Here is a 22,398-nt window from a genome sequence, read left to right as displayed (position 1 = left end):
CAAAAAAGCTCAGATTTTGAGCTTTTTAATTTGCATTAAAATAAGGTACTAAACTCTGAATTTCAGATTTTGTCAGCGCGCGATAATCACCGGGATTCAAACTGTCATCTAACTGTATCGGTCCGATTTGGGTTCTCACCAGTTTGGTAACGAGTTTTCCAACACTTAAAAACATCTTGCGAATCTGTCGGTTTTTTCCCTCGCTAATGCTGACAATGGCGATGTGCTCTGACAGGATTACTAATTGAGAAGGGGCTAATGACACCTCCCCATCTATCACGAGACCTGCTCTGAATTTTCTGACGTCGTCAGCTTCCAGTGGCTCCTTCACCTCTACCTGATAGACTTTTTCAACGTGAGCTTCTGGTTTGATCAAATTGCGCCCCAGCTTACCATTATCAGTGATTAAGAGTAAGCCTTCGGACAGAAAATCAAGCCGCCCGATGATGTAGAGGTCGGTCTTGTCGATGTCGTCCGGAAAAACATCAAAAACGACTGGCTTCTCAGTATCTTTGTTGGCTGACAGGGTGCGCTTCGCCTTGTTGACCATGAAATATCGATGAGGCGGGAAAATGATGTTGCGGCCATCAAGCGTGAGTTTTTGTATATTGCTGTCAACCTGTTCATTGCGCACCGTGATAACTTGACCGTTGATTGCTACGCGTTGTTCACGCAAAATTTTTTTGATGTCGGGCTTTTTGACAGCACCGTATTGGATTAAAACGTCATCTACTCGCATTTTGAATTCCTATTTCTTGACCTTTTTTGACTTTTAAATTATAATTTAATTATAAAGATGTACTCAGTTTAGCTAATAACGTGAATGATTAATCACAATAGACATCTCCCTATGGGCATCCATATAATATGATTCATTACATGAAACATGCGGTACATAAGCATAGTAATCTTTAAAAATCATTACTTGAGTTGTATCCTATTCATTAATAGAACTTTTTTCATTAGAAGAGATTCAAGATAAGAATATTTATTATACTACGCAATTTGCAAAGAATGTCATCATATGCCCTTACAGTAGTCTCTAGTAATAAAATAAACGCTAATTTAATCATTATTTTTCAAAAAATACACCTCTACTAGATTTTAAATAAACATCATTCATTTAATTACCACGATAATGTTTCAAGGATAGATTACGCCATTTAACAATTGTTTCCGTATTTTGATACAACCATAGTCCAATGCTTACATATTTTGCTGTTGTTGGAATAATGATTTTGATATTTTTCCATTTTCTAGAAGTGACGTTTTCCATATAGGAACTTATATACTTATAATCAACTGCTACTTGATGGCCTACTGATAGCTTATCTTCGAATATTGATAATGGTACATATTGTATCATTATCAATATTTATTTTGAATACATCCTCAATCAACACGTCAAATGATAAAATATATTTCTGAACAAATTCTCCTGAAGATGATATATCAATATTACTGGTATATATTTGAGCGACTCTTTTACTTATTTTTTCACCCCAATAATACGATATACTATTATTTTTCAATTCTGGAGAAAACATATTCGCAGTCAATATGTTCCAAAATTCACCGTCATTTTTGAAATATGGATTCCGAATTAAATTCCAATCATAAACGTTATTTTCCTTGATAAAATTATCATTTGAAACAATTTCCAATAAATCGAATGGACTGTCTATTTCCTCTTCGGGATATAATACTTTTCCCAAATTTACAGCAAACTCAGTATAAAATGATTTCTCATCTTTAATGTGACTAGTACTTTTTTTAATACCATTACCACTAATAATAGGTAAGTTATAAGTTTCAAAAGCAAAATCATTTAGTATAGTCCAAACTTGGCTACGAGAAATTAAATCTGAATCAATTGGTATACCAATATTATTACCATTAATCACTATTTTAGTGTGTGGTAAATACATTGACACAAAACTCATAAATCTTTCAAGTGATTCTGACCATATTTCTCTATACAAATCAAAATTATCCAAAAGATTATATTCTTGACTTACGACAACGTCCTGAAAAGACGGACTTTTAAAATATTTATCCATATTATTTGTTAGATAAGTATCTAAACTAGTTTTTAGAACACCAAATTTAATATCTGCAAGAAAGTCTAAAATAATGATATCAGGATTACTTGCAATTAAATCATTTAAACCGTCTTTCTCATACTCACTCAGTAAATATTCTGTTATTTTTGAATCCTTATCAGAATATAATTTCTTTCTATCAAAAATAAATGGCTCACTCATCAGACTAATCAATGAGGTTTCAAATTTCATAGTTGCCAAACTGTATGATTTTGATAGCTCAGGTACTAATTCGAAATTCAGCGGAAAATTTATTTCACTAGAACCTATGATAGATATCCTTTTTTTCATATCCTAATCCTTTATTATTAGTGTCAATGGGTTACTCCCATAAAATTCCAAGCTATTCTATATTTAAAGTAAGCAATATAAAACAACATCCATTATACTAAAATGTCTACAAGTTTTGAAATTTACAACTAGTTTCATAGTAAGTGTATTCAAAATATCAATCATCTCTATTTTAAATCACATCAAAATTAACTTACATTATGTCCAAATAGATATTTTTGCAACAGTAAGCCAACCACTTAAGTAGTTAATTCCTATTTTTTACAAATTCATAATTTGCCTTACTATCCTTTTTAGCAGGTGTATAGGTTATTAATATTTTCCCGTTTTCTTCTTTTACGATTGCTGTTTTGATTTCTTGATTATCTTCTCTTTCAAAAGTAAAGATTTTAGTGCCATTTACCTCTTCATTGGTTAGTATTTTGTACAAATTTTTATCATTGACAGTCAATTTATCTTTTGAAATATCCCATTTCAATTTATCTGTTTCGTATATGCCATCTGTTAAAGCGAATTTTTGAGATGCGACAGTCACTTCTTCTTTACCACTCCAAAAATTCCCAATGAATACACCTGCAACTATTCCTATAATTGCAAAAAAGTAGTAAATCATCTGAAACCAGTAAAGACTCGGTGTATATCCGTTGTATATCCCCATCACAGCCGCAAAAAACAAGATCACCAAGGCTTCTATAATATTACCAACAAAAGTGATTGTAGGTGAAATGCTCACGGGAAATCTAAAAGTATTTGATAAATTTAACTGACCAATAATGCTATATAGACTTTGAAGTATAGTGCCATTTGTAAACCCCCAAATTGCCATCCCTACTAACATCCAAGGTAAATAGGGGACGTTGGTTGCACCTAAACTACGCTTAAAAATATAACCAAAAATAACATAGTAAAAAGTGGCCATGATAATAGGATTGGCATACTGCCATATCCTACCCAGAATAAAATTTTGGTAATTATTTTTGGTATTATACTTACTCATTCTGATAATCAGCGGTAAATACTTTATTTGTTCTCGTATATATTGAATAACATCTTTCATTTCTATCTCATTTCAGGAATATTCTGATGATTATATAACCTAGTCACAGTTATCTTAAGAAAAATACTCATATGATGCTAGAGGTTATGGGCTAAGATTGTTTTCTCCTTGAACTGTTCCACCCCGATCCGTTCCACCTTGATCTGGCGTACTTGGATCAGTAATCGGAGTTGATGGAGCTGGAATTTCCGGTGGGGTAGTTGGATAAGAAGTATAGTCATCTCCTTGTCCTGAATAGGCTGAATCGTCCGACACATCAGTCGTCGTTTGACCAGTGTTTGCAGCACTTTCAGGTGTCGCAACTTTCCCTTCAACTGATTTAGGTAATTTAATAACCATCCCTACTGTAATCAGTGCAGGGTCAAGACCTGGGTTAAGTTTAAGAACGTCATCGCTAGAGAGTCCGTAGGCAGAAGCAATTCCATTAAAAGTATCCCCTTCCTGAACAATATAATCAAATGTTGCAACTGTTTTAGAACTACTTTTTTTACTTGTTGATGATTTCTGAGGTTTTGAAGCACTCGATTTTTTAGAAGATTGACTGCTTTTAGTAACTGAAGAAGGTTTTCCCACTTTCGGTTGATTTCCCTTATCCGTACTTCCGCCTTTAACAGATATGACAACATTAAACATCATAAAAATGACACAAAAGCACATGACAACTTTACTTGACCAAGTGAGTTTCATTTTATTTTTGACAATCGTTCTGTCAATTATAGCAAGTGAAGTTTGACTGACCTCGCTTGAAGAATTATCAATTATCTCTTGTTTAAGCGCTTCAACTGAATAATCTAATTGCTCTTGCCGACGATCTAATTTATACTGTTCTTGCTGTTCCTTTGAAAGTTTATTGAACCAATCAATAAAGGCTTGGTATTTAGGTAAAATTTCTTGTGTTGACCCATATTCTTTAACCTCACCATAATGAAGCCAAACCACTTTATCTGTCCATTTTTGAATTTGACTTGTGTTATGGCTGACAACAAAAATTGTCTTACCACATTCCCGAAATTCAAACATTTTCTTAGCTGACTTTGCCGCAAAGGTTGAATCCCCAACCGACAAAGCTTCATCGATGATGAGGATATCTGGATCTTGATTCACAGCAATCGAGAAGGCAAGCTTTGAACGCAGCCCTGACGAATAGCCCTTAACTTGACGATCTATGAAAGGTCCAAGTTCAGAAAATTGGATGATTTCATCCATCTTTTCCTCAATCTCTTTTTTACTCATCCCCATCATCATCCCTTTGAGACGAATATTATCTCGACCTGTCAAATCAACCTTAAGTCCAGCGCCTATGGCAATATGAGAGACTTCACCGTTAATTTCTAGTTCTCCCGTTGTTACACTTAGACTTTGATCAATTATGTTGAGAAGCGTTGACTTACCAGAACCATTTAAGCCAACAATCCCAATTGCTTCTCCATCATAGACATCAAAATTGACATTACGAAGTGCCCAGAAATCTTTGATTTCTCGGCTTCCTTCCCCTATTCCCAATAATTCTTTTAGTTTTTCATTTTGCGACAGTTCAAACTTTTTAGAGCTCAAACTCCCACGTACTTTAAGCTTAGGATTACTTGTTTCATCAAGAAAAGCCAAACTATCAGATTTTTGAGTTAATAGTTTTTCTTTCCACTTCACTCATGATTCATCAAATAATTGTTTGGTTATTTTATTTTTAACATTAGTTTTTCAGATAATAGCAAAACTACCTCTCTAATTACTTTTTCCTCAAATATTCTGTCTATTAGATAACTATATTTTTTTCTTCTTGTGTACTACTTAATTTTTCCCTAAAATACAGAACAAAAAGAGGTCGCTTCAAATTAAGCTCCTCCCATTTTACAAGACCTTACTTATCTCTTTATCATTTGCCAGCTTTTCCAAAACAGCAAAAGTACTCTTCACATAATAATCAACTGCAATTGGAATCGTCTCATCTTTGACCACCATATCAGAAAAATGAAGTCCGGGGCTTCCCGAGGCGTTGCTACCAATGAAAGCAAAAACACCCGGTATTGCCTCAACATATGTCGCAAAATCTTCCCCTGCATTGGAGGCTTGAGGAATGACCACATCGTCATGCCACGAGCTAGTTTCCTGAAACAAAAACTGAGATAGTTCGGGATCGTTATAAGTCACATTCGGCCCCAAAATCCACGTGATTTCTACCTCAACGCCATATGCTTTAGCGACATTTTCAACGACTTCATAAAAGCGCTTCTTGGCAAGGGTGCGATCCCCTTTATCAAATGTTCTAATCGTTCCTTCAAAAATAGCATCATCTGGTAAGACATTCCAAGTATTGCCTGCTGCCATATGGGTAACTGAGACAACGACAGCGTGTTGCGGATCAATATTACGTGACACGAGTTGTTGCAAGCTCGAAATGATTGCAGATGTCGCAATAATACTATCGGCACCTTGATGTGGGTAGGCTGCATGTGAGCCTACACCTTTGACGGTTACAAAAAATTGGTCAACAGCTGCCATAATCCCTTTTTCACGAATACCAATTTGTCCAACAGGCAAAGTTGGCATATTATGGTAACCGATAACCGCTTGAACATCTGACAAAACACCTGTTGCAATCACATCATTGGCACCAAAATGTTTTTCTTCAGCATGTTGAAAAATCAATTTGACCGTACCTTTGATATCAGCTTCACGTTGTTTTAAAATTTTGGCAGCACCAAGCAAGGTCGTTTGATGTAAATCGTGACCACAAGCGTGCATCACACCTGCATTTTTAGAAGCAAAAGGTAAGCCTGTATTTTCCAAAATCGGAAGCGCATCAATATCAGCACGTAAAGCAATCACCGGTTCACCGTGACCAATCTGAGCGACTAATCCTGTTGTTAAGCCAGTATCTAAGATGTTGATCTTGAGATTTTCCAAATAATTTTTGAGGTATTGAGTTGTGTTGACTTCTTCTCCTGACAATTCAGGATTCTCATGAATATAGTGACGGATTGAGACCAATTCGGCGTAGTGTTCAGGTGACATTGACATATGCAATAATTCCTTTTTTGATTAGTATAGGCGTGATTATTTTTCAGCTTATTATTGATGCCCTATGGCGACCTGACATGTTCAAATATAGAGGCAATCACTTTTAATCCATTGTATCATTTTTTAAAATTATTTTTAACAAAAATGTCTGCGCTGTCAAAGATTGGTAAAAGTTGACTTTTGAGCAGCTACAAAAGCTTGGTGTAAATCAGCAATCAAATCAGTTTTATTTTCAATCCCAATCGCCAAACGCAAAAGATTAGTTGTAATGCCAATCCGTGCGAGGATATCCGCTTCAAACGCTTGGTGACTCATGGTCGTGACGTGCTCAATCAAACTTTCAACTCCACCTAAACTAGCAGCTAATTCAAAGCGTTTCAGATGTCGCAAAAATGTTGTCAAATCATAATCATCAGCTAAGTCAAATGAAATGACTGAACCAATACCTGTTGCCTGGGATTCTTGGATGTCTGCTTCATCTCGGGAATAACTTCCAGCAAAATAAACACGATTAACAGCCTTGTGATGGGCTAGAAAATCAATGATAGCCAGCGTATTAAACTCTTGACGGTCAAGCCGAACTGACAGAGTTTTGATGCCACGAATCAAGGAATAAGCATCAAAAGGAGATAAAATCGCGCCTTGTGTCGTTTGAAAAAAATTAATTTTTTTCGCTAAAATTGCATCGTCAGTCGCAACAAAACCAGCGATAACATCTGCGTGACCACTGAAATATTTGGTCGCTGAATAAACAACCAAATCAGCACCGAGTTCAAGTGGTTTCTGATAATAAGGCGTTAAAAACGTATTGTCAACTGCAACTATTGTACCATTTTGATGGGCTAGTGTGCTAATTTTCTGGATATCTGTGACACGTAATAAGGGATTTGAAGGCGTTTCAATAAAAATACCTGCCACATCAGCTGTGAAGTCATCAACCGATAGTCTGTTTAAATCATCAATGAGTTCAAACGCTATGTCATACTGTGTCAAATATTGTCGGACAAAGGCGTAAGTCCCGCCATAAATGTTGGTATTCAGCAGGAGTTTGTCTCCCGGCTTAAATAAACTAAAAAAACTCGAGATAGCTGCCATTCCTGAAGAAAAAGTATAGACAAAATCGGCGCCTTCTATTTTAGCCAGCAAAGTTTCAAGCTGTGAGCGGGTTGGATTATGCGCTCTTGAATATTGAAAATTTCCCAATTCATCAATATTGTTTTGCGCATAGGTTGTCGTGAGATAGATGGGTGGTACAACGGCATTTTCGGGATTGCTTTGACTCGAAATACCTGTCACAACCACTGTGTCTAATTTTTCTTTGGGCGTTAGTTTTTCTTTATTTGTCATACTTTGAGTATAAACGAAGTGACCAAAAACCGTGATACCGATATGACATCACGGCATTTTAATTATTTTATCCCTGATAAGCGAATCAAGGCCATATCTAATAGAAATTTTTTATCTGCCTGACCTGATTTGATTTTATAATCAGTATCAATTAGCTGTCGCAGTGCTTGTGCCAGAAAGGCTTTACTTCTAGCCCGCGCAGGTCCGACCAAGAATTTCAAGCGGTAGGGATTAATTTTCAAAAACTCGACTAGCTGCCTATCTGTATAGTGCTTATCTAATAAAAGTTTGATTTGAAAATACAAGCGAAAATTTGTCGTCAAAATCGCCAACAACTTAATCTCATCTTCTCCCTGCAAGACCAAATCTGCCACTAAAGCCCGCGCCTCAACTAATTTTGATTTCAAGATTAAGTCCGTCAGGTCGAAAATGTTGTCAGATAGGGATTTAGGTACTGCTGCTTGGACATCGTCAGGCGTGATGGCTCTGCCATCTGCATAGGTTTTGACCATTTCGATATTCTGTCTGATAATGGCAAAGTTGGCATTCGACTTTTCAATGATTAAATTAACGATATTAGGTTGTAAACCTGAATCTGCTACCAAATACTTGGTCAAGTCATTTGGTTTTAAGTCAGTTGCTTCTAAATCGAAGGCGAGTTTTTTAAGTTTTTTGACAATGCGACGTTTACCGTCTAATTTGCCGCGGCAGATAAAGATGACTTTGGTCGTCTCAAGTGGATTGTCTAGAAAACTTTCCAAGCGTGTTACCTGCTGTTCAGTCAAAACTGACTTTTTGGCAGTCGTCAAGTCCCATAGATTTTCAAAGACAACGAGCATACCATCGCCAAAAAAGGGGAGGCTTTCCAATTCTTCGAGTGCTAAATCGGGGGCAGACTCGGTCATATCGAAATAGGCCTGAGATAAATCTGACGGGTCAAAGCCGACTTTCTGTAAGATTTGCGTCTTCAGCTCTGAAATAATATCGTCATTTTCCCCTGAAATCACAGTGAACTGAGGTAAGTCCGCTGCTGATAACCGCGATAGCTCATCAAATACTGTCATGGCTACCTCCATTTTCAGTATCAGCCGCAGGATCGTCCAGATGGGCAACTAAAACCTTACGCGGTTTCGTGCCCTCAGCTGGGGTGATGATGCCAGCTGCCTCCAGCTCCTCCATGATACGTGTGGCTCTGTTAAAGCCGGTCGACAAGCGACGTTGGAGCATGGACGCTGACGCTTTTTGGCTCTCAATGACCAGCTGTTTGGCTTGCTCAAAGAGGGGATCGCCAGAATCTGTGGCACTGGCGCCACCATTGCTATCAAAACCTCTTGCATCATCTTCTGTCACTTCGCCCGGGTCAAATGTTTCATCATAGTCAGCACTGGCTTGATTTTTGATGAAGTCAACAACGCTTGCCACATCATCATCTGATAGGAAAGCGCCTTGCAGGCGAATGGCGTGATTTTCATCAATCGGCTTAAAGAGCATATCGCCGCGACCGAGGAGTTTTTCAGCACCATTACTATCAATAATCGTCCGCGAATCTGTCCCAGATGAGACAGCAAAGGCGACACGACTTGGCACGTTGGCTTTAATCAGACCACTGATGACATCAACTGATGGACGCTGTGTGGCAAGAATCATGTGAATACCTGCTGCACGCGCTTTTTGACCAATCCGGATGATGGCATCTTCGACTTCTTTAGAAGCGACCATCATCAAGTCTGCCAACTCATCGACGATGACGACGATAAGCGGTAAAGTTTGCTGTTTTTCATCGTTTTCAGCGTTAAATTTCTCGACTTTGGCATTGTAGCCTTCCATATTGCGTGAGCCGACACGACGAAAGAGTTCATAACGATTTTCCATCTCATCCACAATTTTTTGTAGGGCTCGTGCAGCTTTACGTGGGTTAGTCACGACTGGAATGAGGAGATGCGGAATATCATTATAGACATCCAGCTCGACCATTTTAGGGTCAACCATGAGGAGCTTGACCTGACTAGGAAGAGCCTTCATTAGGATACTGGTAATAATACCATTGACAGCGACAGATTTGCCTGAACCTGTAGACCCTGCGACTAGGATATGAGGCATTTTAGCGAGGTTGAAAGTCTTAATCGATCCATCAACTGCTTTTCCTAACGGCACTTCTAGCAGATTTTCAGGATTGGTCTGGGCATTTTCCCACATCTCACGGAAGCCAACCATGGCAACTTCTGAGTTGGGAATTTCAATCCCGACGACTGATTTCCCCGGGATTGGCGCTTCGATTCTGACGTCTTTTGCGGCCAAGGCTAGTGCCAAATCGTCTTGGAGATTCAAAATACGGCTGACCTTAACACCTGTAGCCGGCTTGATTTCATATTTGGACACGGATGGGCCAACGACTGCTGATTCGACCGTCGCTTGAATACCAAAACTTTTGAAGGTTGTCTCTAATATTTTGATATTATGTTGGACATTCTTGCGTTCATTAGTTTGATTTTTGATAGGAGTAGGGGCAAGTAAAGTGGCATCTGGTAATTGATAGCGAGACATTTCAGGCGTTTGTGCGAAATCAATCGACAGATTATCCTCTGATTCATCAAATTCATCTGGCGCATCAGATTCAGATGTCAAAATCTTACCTGTTTCTGGTTCATAGTCTGGCATAACGATTTCAGGTTCTTTATAGGGTAGGACATCATAGTCACGCGGTTCAGTCAATTCTTGTGGGTCAATGCTTACTGGTTCAATCGATGCCGCCTCAAGCTCTTCTGATAGTTCAATTGGCATGGCTGCGGTAACAGCTGCTGCTTTTTCTGCCGCTTCACGTGCTTCTTGACGTTTCGCTTTTTTGTCTTGACGCTTGGCATGTCGCGCTGCTGAGCTTGATTTGAGTTTGGCAAAAACGGTCTGCCAAACTTGTGGCGATAGAAAGTACAAACCCGGTAGGAGTAAAAGCCCTGCAATCAAATAAACGCCGATGACTGAAAACAAGAGTTTCAATGGTAAATAAATGGCATGCCCAAGCATTCCCGCCCCCGCAAACTCTGTCACTTTCAGTTTAACAAACTGACTTGAAACCAGAGTCCACGTGTGGTTTGTCCCTGTTAATTTATCAAAATATGCCTGAAAGCCTAGCACCATGGCCAAAAAGATTAAAATCAGGCCGACGACAGAGTTGCGGTGTTCTGATGAAAATTCTTTTTTGAAGATGGGCAGGATAATCATGAGAATGCACGCAATAATCACTGGATAGGCGAGGCTCCCAACGGCAATGCGAATCAGGTTATAAAGAGAAATGCCAACCATGCCAAAGCGTGTTGCTGAAAAGATTAGCAAAAATAAGGCGACAAACATAACAGCAAGTTTGCGTTTTTCTGCTTGTTCAGCCTGTACTTTTTTAGATATTTTTCTATTTTTTTGTGTTTTTTTCTGAGTTTTTTTAGCCATAGTCATTATAATTATACCATAATTTGATATACTAATTGTATGGAAAATATAAATAAGGCGTACCATGCCATAGCCTTTTTCGATCTGGATGGCACACTTTTGAACTCGCAGAGCCAACTTGATGAGGAGGTCATTCAAGCCCTTCACCACATCCGTCGTAATGGCATTTTGCCGATTATCGCCACTGGGCGTGCACATTTTGAACTTGAGGCGTTCATGGCTCAGTCTGGTATCACCAGTGCCGTTGCCATGAATGGTCAATTTATCATCATTGAAGGGGAAACCATTTACCATGAACCAATGGCGGTGGCGAGCATTGATAAACTAAAAACACTAGCAGATGCTAAAAATCAAGCCCTTGCATTTTATGATAAGGACAGTCATTGGGTTTCTAAGCTGACTGTTCTTGTCAAAGACGCTTACGGTTACACCGCTGTACCAGTCCCAACAATCAATGCCACCCACTATCTGACCAACGAAATCAACATGCTTTTGCTCTTTTCTGACCAAATAGCTGATGTGGCCTACTATCAAAATCTAGTCCCTGAATTTAATTACTTCATGAACACCCCTTACTCAATCGACATTGTCAATGCCAATTCAAACAAGGGAACTGGCATTAAAAAAGTCGTTGAGCTTCTAGATTTTACTGGCGAAACTTACGGCTTTGGTGATGGACCAAATGACCTTCATCTTCTAGAAGTTGTTGATCATGCGACTGCCATGGAAAATGCCCTTGATGAACTCAAAGCAATAGCTGATTTTGTCACAACTGCCAATACTGACCACGGCATCGTCAATGCCTTTAAACATTGGGGCTGGCTTTAAGCACAAAAAATCTGCTAAAATTGGACACACTATCCAATCTTAGCAGATTTTTATTTTAGCTTACATCAGAGCTTGAGCAGCTGTGATAATTGATAATTTATAGACCTCTTCTTCATTTGAGCCACGTGACAAGTCAGAAACTGGTTTGTTCAAACCTTGAAGGATTGGGCCAATGGCCTCAAAATTTCCGAGACGTTGCGCAATTTTGTAACCGATATTCCCAGATTGTAAATCTGGGAAAACAAAGACACTGGCATTACCAGCAACTGGTGAATTCGGGAATTTCAGGCGACCAACTTCAGGAACAAAAGCCGCATCAAATTGCATTTCACCATCGATTTTAAGATCAGGTCGCAACTCTTTGGCGATTTTTGTCGCCTCAACTACTTTAGTCACGTCTTCCGAAGCTCCAGAACCATTGGTTGAAAAGCTGAGCATGGCCACACGCGGCTCAATGTCAAACAAAGTCGCTGTTGCTGCTGAATCAATGGCAATTTCTGCCAATTCTTGCGCACCTGGTTTGATATTAATGGCACAGTCGCTAAAAATATATTTTTCTTGACCATAAGCACGTACCATCAAGAAAGCACCCGATGTTCGTGAAATCCCTGGTTTGGTTTTGATAATTTGAAGCGCTGGACGCACTGTGTCAGCAGTCGAGTGAATCGCACCTGATACTAAACCATCAGCTAAGCCCATATAGACTAGCATCGTGCCAAAATAGTTGACATCTAACAAAATATCACGCGCTTGTTCTTCTGTTACTTTCCCTGCACGACGTGCAACAAAGGCAGTCACCATCTCATCAAATTGCTCATAATCTGCTGGGTCGATAATCGTAAAGAGTGATGACTGCAAACCACGTGAACGCAACGTCGCTGAAATTTCTTCAACATTGCCCAAAAGAATTGGCGTTATCAGCTGCTCAGCCAGTAAGCGATGAGCCGCACCAAGAATCCGTGGTTCAATCCCTTCTGGAAAAACTATTTTCAAATTTTTTCCTGCAATTTTCGCTTTGAGTCCCTCAAACAAATCATTTTTCATCTATACTTCATCCTTCTTAAATTTAGTTTACTGACACAGTATAGCATAATTCACAAAGATTTGTAAACGTTTTCTCCTTTATTTTCTTTCAAAATTGATGAAATTTTTGTATTGATGATGTCTAAGCCGACCAAATTACTGATACCTTCAGGAATAATCAAATCCGCATAACGCTTCGTTGGCTCAATAAATTCATGATACATCGGTTTCACAGCACCCAAATACTGGTCGATAATACTATCCAGACTTCGACCACGTTCAGACATATCTCGCTTAATCCGCCGAATAATTCGGACATCATCATCAGTATCCACGAAAATTTTGATGGCCATCATATCACGTAAACGCTCATCTTCTAGAACTAAAATCCCTTCAACAATGATAACATCCACTGGTTTTTGAAGATAAGTCTCTTTACTGCGGGTATGATTCGTATAATCGTAAATCGGAATCGCAACTTCTTTTCCTGCCTGAAGTTCTTCAAGCTGGCTAATCAAATATGTCGTATCGTAAGCCAAAGGATGGTCGTAGTTGGTCTTAAGACGCTCCTCAAAGTCCAGATGACTTTGGTCTTTATAGTAAGAATCATGCTCAATCAAAGCGATTTGTTCATTTGAAAAGTTGGTCAGTATGGCTTGGCTGACAGAAGTCTTACCCGAAGCAGAGCCTCCTGTCACACCGATAATCATTGGTTTTTTCATCATAACTATATTATATCAATTTTCCCATTTTTTTGTTAAAATATATTGTAATGAAGAAAAAAACCATTTTATCAGCCTCAGAAGCTGACCGAGTTATCATCCAGACTGGCGACAAAATCTTAATCAAAGGTGCTTTGGGTAGTGGGAAAACAAGCTTACTCAAAGAAATAGTAGACATATTCCCTAAGTATCACTTTGACATCCTTTTCCAAACCTTAGACGATAATTTCTTGCCTGGCACAGTAGCTCAAAATCTTGCCTTTACCTTAGAAAACAATGCCATTCCTTTGGCGCAAATACGAGCTAGCGTTCAGGCTAGTGCTGAAACTTATCACTTGACAGATGACCTTAACACTGACATTTCTGAGTTGACGACTTACAAAAAGCAAGTCCTTGCCATGGCGCAACTCCTCATCCATCCCACTGATGCGCTAATTTTGGATGAGCCTTTATTTTTACCAGAAGATTTTGATGGGACACTGATTATGACAGGTAACTTTAATACCGATTTCTTTGATTACGTGATTGACTTGTCAGAAGGAGTACCTCCGCAACCAACACCTGAGTTAGCACTCAAACGTCAAATTAATCCAAACAAAGCCATCCTCTCAGTAACTGAACTTGTCAACAAAATAAGCTTTACCATTTATGAAGGAGAAAAAGTCGCAATTACAGCACCAGATGAAGTTCCTGTTGCGGATATGTTGGCTGGTTTTCGTCCGACATCAGGCGAGATTGATTTCTACTATGAAGATATCACCCACCAATCTCTTAATAAACGTGGCAAAAAAATCGGCTACATCATGGCGAATCCAGACGATATGATTTTTGTCAAACGCATCTCTGATGCTGGCATTTCTGATGAACTGCTTGCGCTTTGTCAGCTAACAACTCTCAAAAATGTGCGGCTATCCGACTTGTCCTATCGACAGAAACGTTTATTTACAACTGCTTGTATCCTCATGCAAGCGACACCAATCGTTATCATCGATCAGCCTGAATTTGAGGGATTCCCAGAAATTCTGAGCTATCTCGATCACAAAGGCGTGACCTTGATTCTCATCACAGATCAGGATGTTTTCTTGCCGTTTATGGATAGACAGGAGATTTTCTGATGTTGAAAACTTTGACCCCAGTCACTAAATTCATGATTTTTGTCCTGACCACGGTGGCTGCCCTTATTTCTAACGATACCCGTTTTTTGGGTGTACTGGCTTTGATAGCACTGACTTGCTTTTTGTGTGCAAAACTTAAATTTGCCAAATGGCTTTGGATTTTGATACTGCTTCATCTGGTGATTATGTTTTGCCTTGATCCTGACTATGGTGTGACACTTTACCACTACAATATCAGTTGGCTTGCAGATTTGACTGTTCAAGAGGCGCTTTATTTACTGACTATTTTTCTGAAAGATGTGATTATCCTGACTTTCTTACAGATTTTCTTACTGACAAGTCAGCCTTTGGAAATCGCTGCTAGTCTAAACTATGTCGGACTATCCTATCGTATGGCTTACAAAATCGGTCAACTTTTCGGGATTAGAACACGATTTAAAACTAAGCATATCAAACTTCAAACTGCTGCCGCTGCTCAAAATCAAAAGTTTTCAAAGTTTGCTGCTGTGCAATTTTTGCTGAAAGCAAAGCACGAAGAGACACTAGGCAGCAGACATTTCGGCAAAAAACAAAAACGAACATGGTATCAGATGTGCCCAATCACTGAGCGCGATAAAAGGGCGATGCTACTCGCAGGACTTTCTGTTATAATAAGTATCATCTTGATTGTTGTGAACGGCGGTAGACTTTGGAATCCTTTTCGATAAATTGATAGGTTTGCGAAACGGCTTGATTAGCAAGCCTGATATAGGGAGATAAAATATGACATTAAAACTTGGTGTAATTGGAACCGGCTGGATTTCGCGTGCTTTTATTGATGCAGCTTTATCGACAAAGCTGTATCACTTCTCTGCGATTTACACGCGCAGTTTAGCGAGTGGCGTGACCTTCACTGAGGACTTTCATCATGTGGATGTCTTTGAAAATTTAGCTGAATTTGTTGCTTCAGACTTGGATGTCATTTATGTTGCGAGTCCTAATGCGCTGCATTTTGAGCAGGCAAAGACGGCAATTTTAGCTGGTAAACACGTGATTGTCGAAAAACCTGCCTTTTCAAATCCGACTGAACTAGATGAGATTATCAAGCTTGCAGCACAAGAAAAAGTCCTGTTTTTTGAAGCGGCGCGTAATTTACATGAAAAATCGTTTGATATTATCAGAGACTTTTTGGCTGATAAAGTCATCGTCGGGGCAGATTTGACCTATGCCAAATACTCATCAAAAATGCCCGCCCTCTTAAACGGCGAGTTGCCTAATAAATTCAATCCTAAATTCTCTGGAGGCTTATTGGCTGACTTGGGTGTTTACCTGCTCTATGCGGCACACGCCTTTTTCGGCAAGCCAAAGTATGCCCAATACACCGCTCAATTATTGGAGTCAGGTATTGATGTTTCTGGCGTCGGTGTACTGTCTTATGACGGCTTTAAAGTCGCCCTTAAAACTGGTGGTAATTACAATTCATTTTTACCAAATGAAATCTATACAACGACTGGTACGCTTGTATTGGACGCTGTCAATGCCATTCACTATGCACGTTTCATCGACCTTGACGGTACAACGCTTGAACTGCCCATTAAAGCGCCTCAAGATAGCATGCAGGAAGAGGCGCTTGATTTTGCCAGAGTGATTGAAAACCCCAATACCCCGAAACATTTTGAAGACTATGAAAACTGGCTAAGTATGGCGATTAACGTTGCTGCAACAAGTTACGCCATGAGAGAAAGTGCAGGAATTAAATTTGACGCTGACAAAAAATGAGCTACCTCAAGTCTGGGCAGATGTCTTAGCCGCTGTCTCTGACTTTACAGAGGTTCAACAACAATCCTTTGATGCCATTTCATCAGGACAAAACGTCCTCGCAACAAGCCCAACGGGGACAGGTAAAACTTTGGCCTATCTCTTGCCAAGTCTCCTCAAAGTTCAAAAAAAACAAGGGCAACAGCTCTTGATTTTAGCCCCCAATAGTGAGCTTGCAGGTCAAATTTTTGAAGTCGTGAAGTCATTGGCAGCGCCTCTAAGCCTAACCGCTAATCTGGTTATTTCCGGCGCTAGTATTAAGCGACAAATTGAGCGAATCAAAAAAGGGTCTGAAATTATCGTTGCGACACCCGGTCGGGCGCTAGAGTTGGTTAAAGACAAGAAAATCAAGATGACGGCTATCCATACGATTATTCTTGATGAAGTTGATAATCTGCTTGAAGATTCTCAGTGGCGATTTGTCAAGCCGATTATCACGCGCACGCCTAAGGCTTACCAGTTTATCGCCTCTAGCGCGACGGCTCACGAAGTTTATGAGACCATGGCGAGTTTTGCGCCTAACTTGGTTGAGATTAATGTCGACAAAATGGAAGCAACGGTTGACCATTTCATGGTCAAAGTCGAGAATCGTAAGAAAATTGACCTCTTGCGACAAATCGCCCACATTCCTGATATGCGCGGTCTAGTCTTCTTTAACCGTCTGGAAGACCTCGGCAATGCCGAAGAAAAACTGACCTTCCAAAATATCGCTGCTGTTTCTATCGCAAGCGATGTTAATGGTCGGTTCCGTAAAACGATTATTGAAAAATTTAAGAATGGTGAGATTACACTCCTGCTTGCGACTGATATTGCAGCACGGGGGCTTGATATTGATGACCTCGACTATGTGATTAACTTTGATATTCCAGTCAACCTCGAAAGTTACACCCACCGAACGGGCCGAACGGGTCGCATGGGCAAATCAGGCGTTGTTGTCAACATCGTTGGCAACTCATTCGACGAAAAGAATGTTAAAAAATATCAAAAACAACCTGAAAAGATTCTCAAAGCAGGTGAATTTATCAGCCTAAAATGATATAATACTAAATGGCAATGCGCCATTTATCCGTCCCTCTAGTATAACGGATATTACGAGCCCCTCCTAAGGGTTTGATGCTGGTTCGATTCCGGCGGGGGACATTCTAGCACCATAATAGGTAATAATACGTAATCAAAAACCTTTATTTTATAAGGTTTTTAACGTTTTACCCACAATAGAAAATAATACTTTGTAAAAAAATTTGGCACAAGGAAATTATCACGCGCATCATGACTTTTTAATTATCGCAAAAAAGCTGACATCAATGTGCCAGCTTTTTTATTTCACTACCCTAAAATTAATTCCTCAAGTGCTTCAGTAGTCACTTTAGAAACATTGATATGTTTTCTTTTAGCCGCTTCGTTCAGATACTCAGGAATTGAAATATTTCTCCGCACTGTCTTGCTATTTTTCTTACGGTAATCTTCAATATTGAAAGCAACCAGAGAAACTAAGGCTTCATTTTCCCATTCCTCAAGTTCAATATTTTCAGTTTTACTTGCATCAGGATACTCATTATATCCCTCGAGCGCTAATCCAACTGCATTTTGTGCCATTGAAACCGCTTCTTCTAACGTGTCGCCCTGTGTGATAGCTTCTGGAACGTCTGGAACACGCACAGAATACCCAACCTCTTCTGGTGTGAAAACAACTGGATAAACGACGATATTTGATTTTTGTGCCATGTTATTTTAGCGTACAAGAAACAAGCCTTGTCTTATTTAAGACCTGCTTGTTTCAAAATGCCTTGTTCTGTTCCTTTTTTTAAATCTTTTGAGTGAATAGGAACAGTTGTTTGGCGACCGGTTTCATAATTAATAAATTGCTTATGACTTCCGTTTTTCTTAAGCAATTTTATCATTTGTTTTGCGGTCATCGGCATTCTACGCTTCCTCCTTTCTATATTGATTATACACAATTATTGTGTATAATCAAATGTTTTATCAAATTTATTTTAATTATTTTTTGCACACAAAAAGCCTTACAAGAACAATTCTCGCAAGGCTAATTTGGGTTTCACTCGATTTTCAGTTAGAGGGAAAGACAAGGTTAGACAAGAGATTGGTTTAGCCTTGATGGCGATTAATCTCAGAAAACTAATGGTAAATTGTTGAACAGAGAAAAAGCAAGCTAATCCAATCTAAATTGATTGGATTAGCTTGCTTATTATTTCAGTGACTGTAGACTTTTGTCCCAGACTCTTTTCTTTAAATTCTGCTTCTATATTTCTTTCTAGCTTGAATAAAAGCTGAAGCCGTTGGTGACATCGGACTAAACTTAAAATAATAGCGTAATTCACTAGACAAGCTCTGCCCACCCATAGATAGACTAAGCTTGAGGAGCGTTTCAAGGTTTAGTTTTCTATTTCTAGAAGAATCTTGAGGGGAACTGGTAAAACGTTCAGAATGTTTGACAATAAGGAGATTGCCTACTCTAATTTGTATTTAGTATGAAATGAGATTGGCAATTTTGAGGAAAATGTGATTAGAATAATGAGACAAGGGACACCTCCGGAATACGTAACGCATCGACGTTTGATTATTTGCTTAAGATAATTGTATCAGGAGTGTGTTCTTTTTGCTTATAAAAAAGAAAACGATGAGCTTTGTGGCACACCGTTTTTTTGATTAATCTATCAACTTCCAAACGATTTTCTCTGAGTTCAAAACTCTGTCATCTCGACAAATGCGGCACGGATAATTTCAGCCACATCGCCATTTTCAAGGGCGACATAGGCGCCTTGAGAGAGGTTGCCATGGCGTACGGCTTGGGCGCTCATCTCATCTACTAATTCATCAGTCGCGATGCCAACCTCAGGTAAGGTCATCGGAATCCCTAGAGATTTGAGGAAGTCGTAGGTCGCCTTGACGGCTTGGTGGGCGACGGTGTCATCTTCGCCTTCGAGATGCCAAACGTTTCTGCCATATTTGGCAAATTTTGCAACTGTTGTCGCATCGTGATTGAGACAATATGCCATCCAACGTGGCGTCAAAATCGCAAGCCCAATACCATGTGTAATGTCATAGTAGGCTGACAATTCATGTTCGATTGGATGACACGTCCAACCACCCGCACGCCCGTTGCCCGGAATCCCATTGAGCGCAAGCGTTGAAGCCCAAAGGATGTTAGCTCTAGCGATATAATCATCGGGTGTTTGAATCGCAATCGGTGCGTGCTGAATCACGGCTTTCATCAAGCCTTCGGCGATATTGTCCTGAACATCCACACCAGCTGTACGGTTAAAGTATTGTTCAAACAAATGACTTAAAATATCTGCGGCACCTGCAGCGGTCTGATTTGCAGGAACAGTGAAGGTATTGGTTGGATCCAAGAAAGAGACTTTGGGTAACAATTCCCAGCCACTAGTACCAAGCTTTTCATTGCGTTCAGGGTTTGAGATAACGGCATTACGATTCATTTCAGTACCTGTCGCAGCAAGTGTCAAGATGTCAATGATTGGTACAGCCTTGCCCATTTTGCTACTATCTTCGACAAGATCCCAAGCATCTCCATCGTAGTAGACACCACCCGCAATGACTTTTGCGACATCCACCACAGAACCGCCACCGACTGCTAAAATGACATCTAAGGCATGTTCACGCACGAGCTTAACCCCTTCACGAACTGAGGCAATTTTGGGATTGGGTTCAATTCCTGTCAACTCGACAATCTGAAAGCCATTACTTTCAAGCAAGGTAACAACTTTGTCATACAAGCCAAAACGCTTGATTGAGCCACCACCATAGGCTAGTAACACACGTTTACCATAGGCTTCTAGTACTTCTGGCAATTCATTTAAACGCTCCTTGCCGAATCGGATATCTGTTGGGACGTACATTCTGAAATTATTCATTTTTATAATCCATTCCTTTCGTGCTCCGCACTCAGGCACAACACTGAATGAAAAAAAGTGTTGCTTCAAGTTTGGAGTTTTCTTCTATTTTTTGTTAAAATGTCCTTGGAGGAGCGTAAATACACTACAAATCACGGGGAGGAGAATAAGTGCGAAACTTGTTTCGACCTTGCATTTTTATAGGTGTAGCTTAGCTTTACAAGAACAACTAAATGTGTCATTGAGCACGAAAACTTATGTTTGTATAAACGACTCGTTTGTAGAGAGCTTCGCAGTCAATGTCTTCGTCTTCTCTAATTTTTTAGGAGGAAAACAGCTTTGTTAAAAATCGTGTTTCCAATTTTTAGGATTGATGTTCGTAAAACTAAACATCTCCGATTTTTAACTTCACCAAATCATCTCAAGAAACGATCTGAGACACTTTAAAGCTTAGTGCTTATGAGTTCGTTTTCTTGTAAAAAACGTGTTAAAACTTAAATCTTGCAGATTATTAAATACTAAATAGTTCTAAAACAACTCAATGTTTAATAAATTATTCGATTTGCTCAGAATCACAGATTTAAGCTTTTATCTCCTTAATTTTTTTGGACACAATGGCGATTGGTTTTTGTGCACCCTTTTTTAGGGTGTACTGACAATATTAATTTTTTTCAAACTTAACACTCCTTCTTGAGTTCTATTTAGTAGTTATAGTAGTTATAGTCATTATAATAATGTGAAAAACTTGAAAGTATCACGATGAGTATGATGATGTAAATGGCAATAAGAGCCGAACTGATGATAAAAGTTACGAGACCAAAACGGTGCCAAGACGACATGACCTTACGAAATTCTTCGTTATCCCGATACTGATTGGCTGGGTTTTCCAACGCCCATTTTTCGCCATTAAAGCCGAACACAAAAGCCCAAACAATCGCAAAAATCCACCCTATGATAGGAACAACTACTAATAAGCTCAATAGCCCGAGGTAGACTCGATGCGCAATCCCAAAACCGAAAGGTGTCACAAAAGCACCCCAGTTAAATTTAGTTTCGATACCGTCAGGGCTTGATGTTTTAGGTACTGTTGCGTGTATAAAAGGTGACGACTCTTGAACGACAGGTGAAGCTGTTTGGGTAGTTCCCAGTGGTTCTTCTTGACACCTTATTACAGACTCTTGAGCGCCAGGTGGCACATCGTGCGAAGGTGCCTCTGATTCTAGAGTAGGCGAAAATGCTTGTGCCTTATCTTCGGTGTCTTGCGTGACAGACACTAGTTCCTGTTCGACAGCTTGACTAGCTTGTGCCACTGGCACTTGTGAGTCTCCTCCACAGTTCTGACAATACCTGTCCTCTAACTTCATCTCACTACCACAGTATTGACAATACTTCATTTTCATTCTCCACTCTTACCTCTTACTGTTGCATGACCCAATATTGAGTTGATGAGATAGGGGTCACATTTGTTTTCGATACACGTTAATGTTAGCAGAATTGAGAAGTTCATGCCATTCAAATCAAAGTGTTATCTCTCTATATTATACACTTTTTCTCCTCGAAAATAAGATATTTAAAATAATATAGCGGTTATATTATTAAAATATCCATATACTTTACTTTATTATCACTACCTTGTCAACTTATTTTTCTTCTGTCTCTTTTCAAATATCGTCTACATTCCCTCCCGGTTTCAAGGGTTCTGGTCGCTCACAAGTCGTTGTCATGTGATAAGTTTCTCCCGTTTCAGCCGCAGATAAAATCCCTTCAATGGCTTCCGTGATATGC

General features: G+C 39.4%; 19 protein-coding genes, 1 tRNA gene and 1 pseudogene. 7 read left to right on the top strand and 14 right to left on the bottom strand.

All coding sequences use genetic code 11. The annotated features are described in order from the left end of the window. Nucleotides 1–25: 25 nt before the first annotated feature. The 8 genes from ACYQ21_RS07935 to ACYQ21_RS07900 form a co-directional block, all read right to left on the bottom strand. Nucleotides 26–739 carry a pseudouridine synthase gene (locus tag ACYQ21_RS07935; protein WP_460057308.1) on the bottom strand — a complete coding sequence of 238 codons (714 nt, stop codon included), beginning with the start codon at nt 737–739 and terminating at the stop codon, nt 26–28. 589 nt (nt 740–1,328) lie between these two features. After that, nucleotides 1,329–2,393 carry a DUF6270 domain-containing protein gene (locus ACYQ21_RS07930; protein ID WP_460057305.1) on the bottom strand — a complete coding sequence of 355 codons (1,065 nt, stop codon included), beginning with the start codon at nt 2,391–2,393 and terminating at the stop codon, nt 1,329–1,331. A 247-nt stretch (nt 2,394–2,640) separates the two neighbouring features. Continuing rightward, complete coding sequence (locus tag ACYQ21_RS07925; RefSeq protein WP_460057302.1) at nt 2,641–3,450, bottom strand: ABC transporter permease; 810 nt, start codon at nt 3,448–3,450, stop codon at nt 2,641–2,643. Nucleotides 3,451–3,534: 84 nt separating this feature from the next. Continuing rightward, on the bottom strand, nt 3,535–5,097 hold the full coding sequence (locus ACYQ21_RS07920; protein WP_460057300.1) for an ATP-binding cassette domain-containing protein: 1,563 nt from the start codon (nt 5,095–5,097) through the stop codon (nt 3,535–3,537). A 201-nt stretch (nt 5,098–5,298) separates the two neighbouring features. Next, nucleotides 5,299–6,468: an amidohydrolase gene (locus ACYQ21_RS07915; RefSeq protein ID WP_460057297.1), complete on the bottom strand. Its 1,170-nt coding sequence runs from the start codon at nt 6,466–6,468 to the stop codon at nt 5,299–5,301. Between the two features lie 156 nt (nt 6,469–6,624). Then, nucleotides 6,625–7,815, bottom strand: coding sequence for a trans-sulfuration enzyme family protein (locus tag ACYQ21_RS07910; protein ID WP_460057295.1), 1,191 nt, complete (start codon nt 7,813–7,815; stop codon nt 6,625–6,627). A gap of 62 nt (nt 7,816–7,877) precedes the next feature. Further along, nucleotides 7,878–8,879 (bottom strand): DNA polymerase III subunit delta, encoded by a 1,002-nt coding sequence (gene holA / locus ACYQ21_RS07905; RefSeq protein WP_460057293.1) that lies wholly within the window; start codon nt 8,877–8,879, stop codon nt 7,878–7,880. Then, nucleotides 8,866–11,256, bottom strand: coding sequence for a DNA translocase FtsK (locus ACYQ21_RS07900; RefSeq protein ID WP_460057292.1), 2,391 nt, complete (start codon nt 11,254–11,256; stop codon nt 8,866–8,868). The genes holA and ACYQ21_RS07900 overlap by 14 nt, the downstream gene beginning before the upstream one ends. A gap of 39 nt (nt 11,257–11,295) precedes the next feature. On the opposite strand from ACYQ21_RS07900, the gene ACYQ21_RS07895 reads away from it, so the two are divergent. Next, entirely contained in the window at nt 11,296–12,084 is a 789-nt protein-coding gene (locus ACYQ21_RS07895) for a Cof-type HAD-IIB family hydrolase (protein ID WP_460057290.1), read from the top strand. 60 nt (nt 12,085–12,144) lie between these two features. Here ACYQ21_RS07895 and pta read toward each other — a convergent pair whose 3' ends face one another. Beyond that, complete coding sequence (pta, locus tag ACYQ21_RS07890) at nt 12,145–13,128, bottom strand: phosphate acetyltransferase (protein ID WP_460057288.1); 984 nt, start codon at nt 13,126–13,128, stop codon at nt 12,145–12,147. A gap of 50 nt (nt 13,129–13,178) precedes the next feature. Beyond that, nucleotides 13,179–13,829 carry a uridine kinase gene (gene udk, locus ACYQ21_RS07885; protein WP_460057325.1) on the bottom strand — a complete coding sequence of 217 codons (651 nt, stop codon included), beginning with the start codon at nt 13,827–13,829 and terminating at the stop codon, nt 13,179–13,181. 50 nt (nt 13,830–13,879) lie between these two features. On the opposite strand from udk, the gene ACYQ21_RS07880 reads away from it, so the two are divergent. From ACYQ21_RS07880 to ACYQ21_RS07860, 5 genes are all read left to right on the top strand, one after another. Beyond that, nucleotides 13,880–14,944: an ATP-binding cassette domain-containing protein gene (locus ACYQ21_RS07880; RefSeq protein WP_460057285.1), complete on the top strand. Its 1,065-nt coding sequence runs from the start codon at nt 13,880–13,882 to the stop codon at nt 14,942–14,944. Further along, nucleotides 14,944–15,651, top strand: a complete 708-nt coding sequence (locus ACYQ21_RS07875; RefSeq protein WP_460057282.1) for an energy-coupling factor transporter transmembrane component T — start codon at nt 14,944–14,946, stop codon at nt 15,649–15,651. The genes ACYQ21_RS07880 and ACYQ21_RS07875 overlap by 1 nt, the downstream gene beginning before the upstream one ends. 55 nt (nt 15,652–15,706) lie before the next feature. Then, nucleotides 15,707–16,702 carry a Gfo/Idh/MocA family protein gene (locus ACYQ21_RS07870; protein WP_460057280.1) on the top strand — a complete coding sequence of 332 codons (996 nt, stop codon included), beginning with the start codon at nt 15,707–15,709 and terminating at the stop codon, nt 16,700–16,702. Next, nucleotides 16,668–17,777: a DEAD/DEAH box helicase gene (locus ACYQ21_RS07865; RefSeq protein ID WP_460057277.1), complete on the top strand. Its 1,110-nt coding sequence runs from the start codon at nt 16,668–16,670 to the stop codon at nt 17,775–17,777. Before ACYQ21_RS07870 ends, ACYQ21_RS07865 begins: the two co-directional genes overlap by 35 nt. Before the next feature lie 32 nt (nt 17,778–17,809). After that, nucleotides 17,810–17,881, top strand: a tRNA-Arg gene (locus ACYQ21_RS07860). Between the two features lie 186 nt (nt 17,882–18,067). On the opposite strand, the gene ACYQ21_RS07855 is transcribed toward ACYQ21_RS07860, so the two are convergent. Both ACYQ21_RS07855 and ACYQ21_RS07850 read right to left on the bottom strand, forming a co-directional pair. Then, nucleotides 18,068–18,466 (bottom strand): type II toxin-antitoxin system HicB family antitoxin, encoded by a 399-nt coding sequence (locus tag ACYQ21_RS07855; RefSeq protein ID WP_460057274.1) that lies wholly within the window; start codon nt 18,464–18,466, stop codon nt 18,068–18,070. A gap of 32 nt (nt 18,467–18,498) precedes the next feature. Next, nucleotides 18,499–18,663 carry a type II toxin-antitoxin system HicA family toxin gene (locus ACYQ21_RS07850; RefSeq protein WP_460057271.1) on the bottom strand — a complete coding sequence of 55 codons (165 nt, stop codon included), beginning with the start codon at nt 18,661–18,663 and terminating at the stop codon, nt 18,499–18,501. Nucleotides 18,664–18,781: 118 nt separating this feature from the next. Between ACYQ21_RS07850 and ACYQ21_RS07845 the strand changes: the two are divergent. Then, nucleotides 18,782–18,895 (top strand): annotated as a pseudogene (locus ACYQ21_RS07845) (transposase); the annotation flags it as partial. Between the two features lie 548 nt (nt 18,896–19,443). Here ACYQ21_RS07845 and ACYQ21_RS07840 read toward each other — a convergent pair. Continuing rightward, on the bottom strand, nt 19,444–20,634 hold the full coding sequence (locus ACYQ21_RS07840) for an iron-containing alcohol dehydrogenase (protein ID WP_460057269.1): 1,191 nt from the start codon (nt 20,632–20,634) through the stop codon (nt 19,444–19,446). Nucleotides 20,635–21,314: 680 nt separating this feature from the next. After that, complete coding sequence (locus tag ACYQ21_RS07835) at nt 21,315–22,007, bottom strand: hypothetical protein (RefSeq protein ID WP_460057267.1); 693 nt, start codon at nt 22,005–22,007, stop codon at nt 21,315–21,317. Nucleotides 22,008–22,398 lie beyond the last annotated feature (391 nt).

The sequence above is a fragment of the Pseudolactococcus yaeyamensis genome, assembly GCF_054658615.1.
This window is presented reverse-complemented; position numbering and strand designations above follow the sequence as displayed.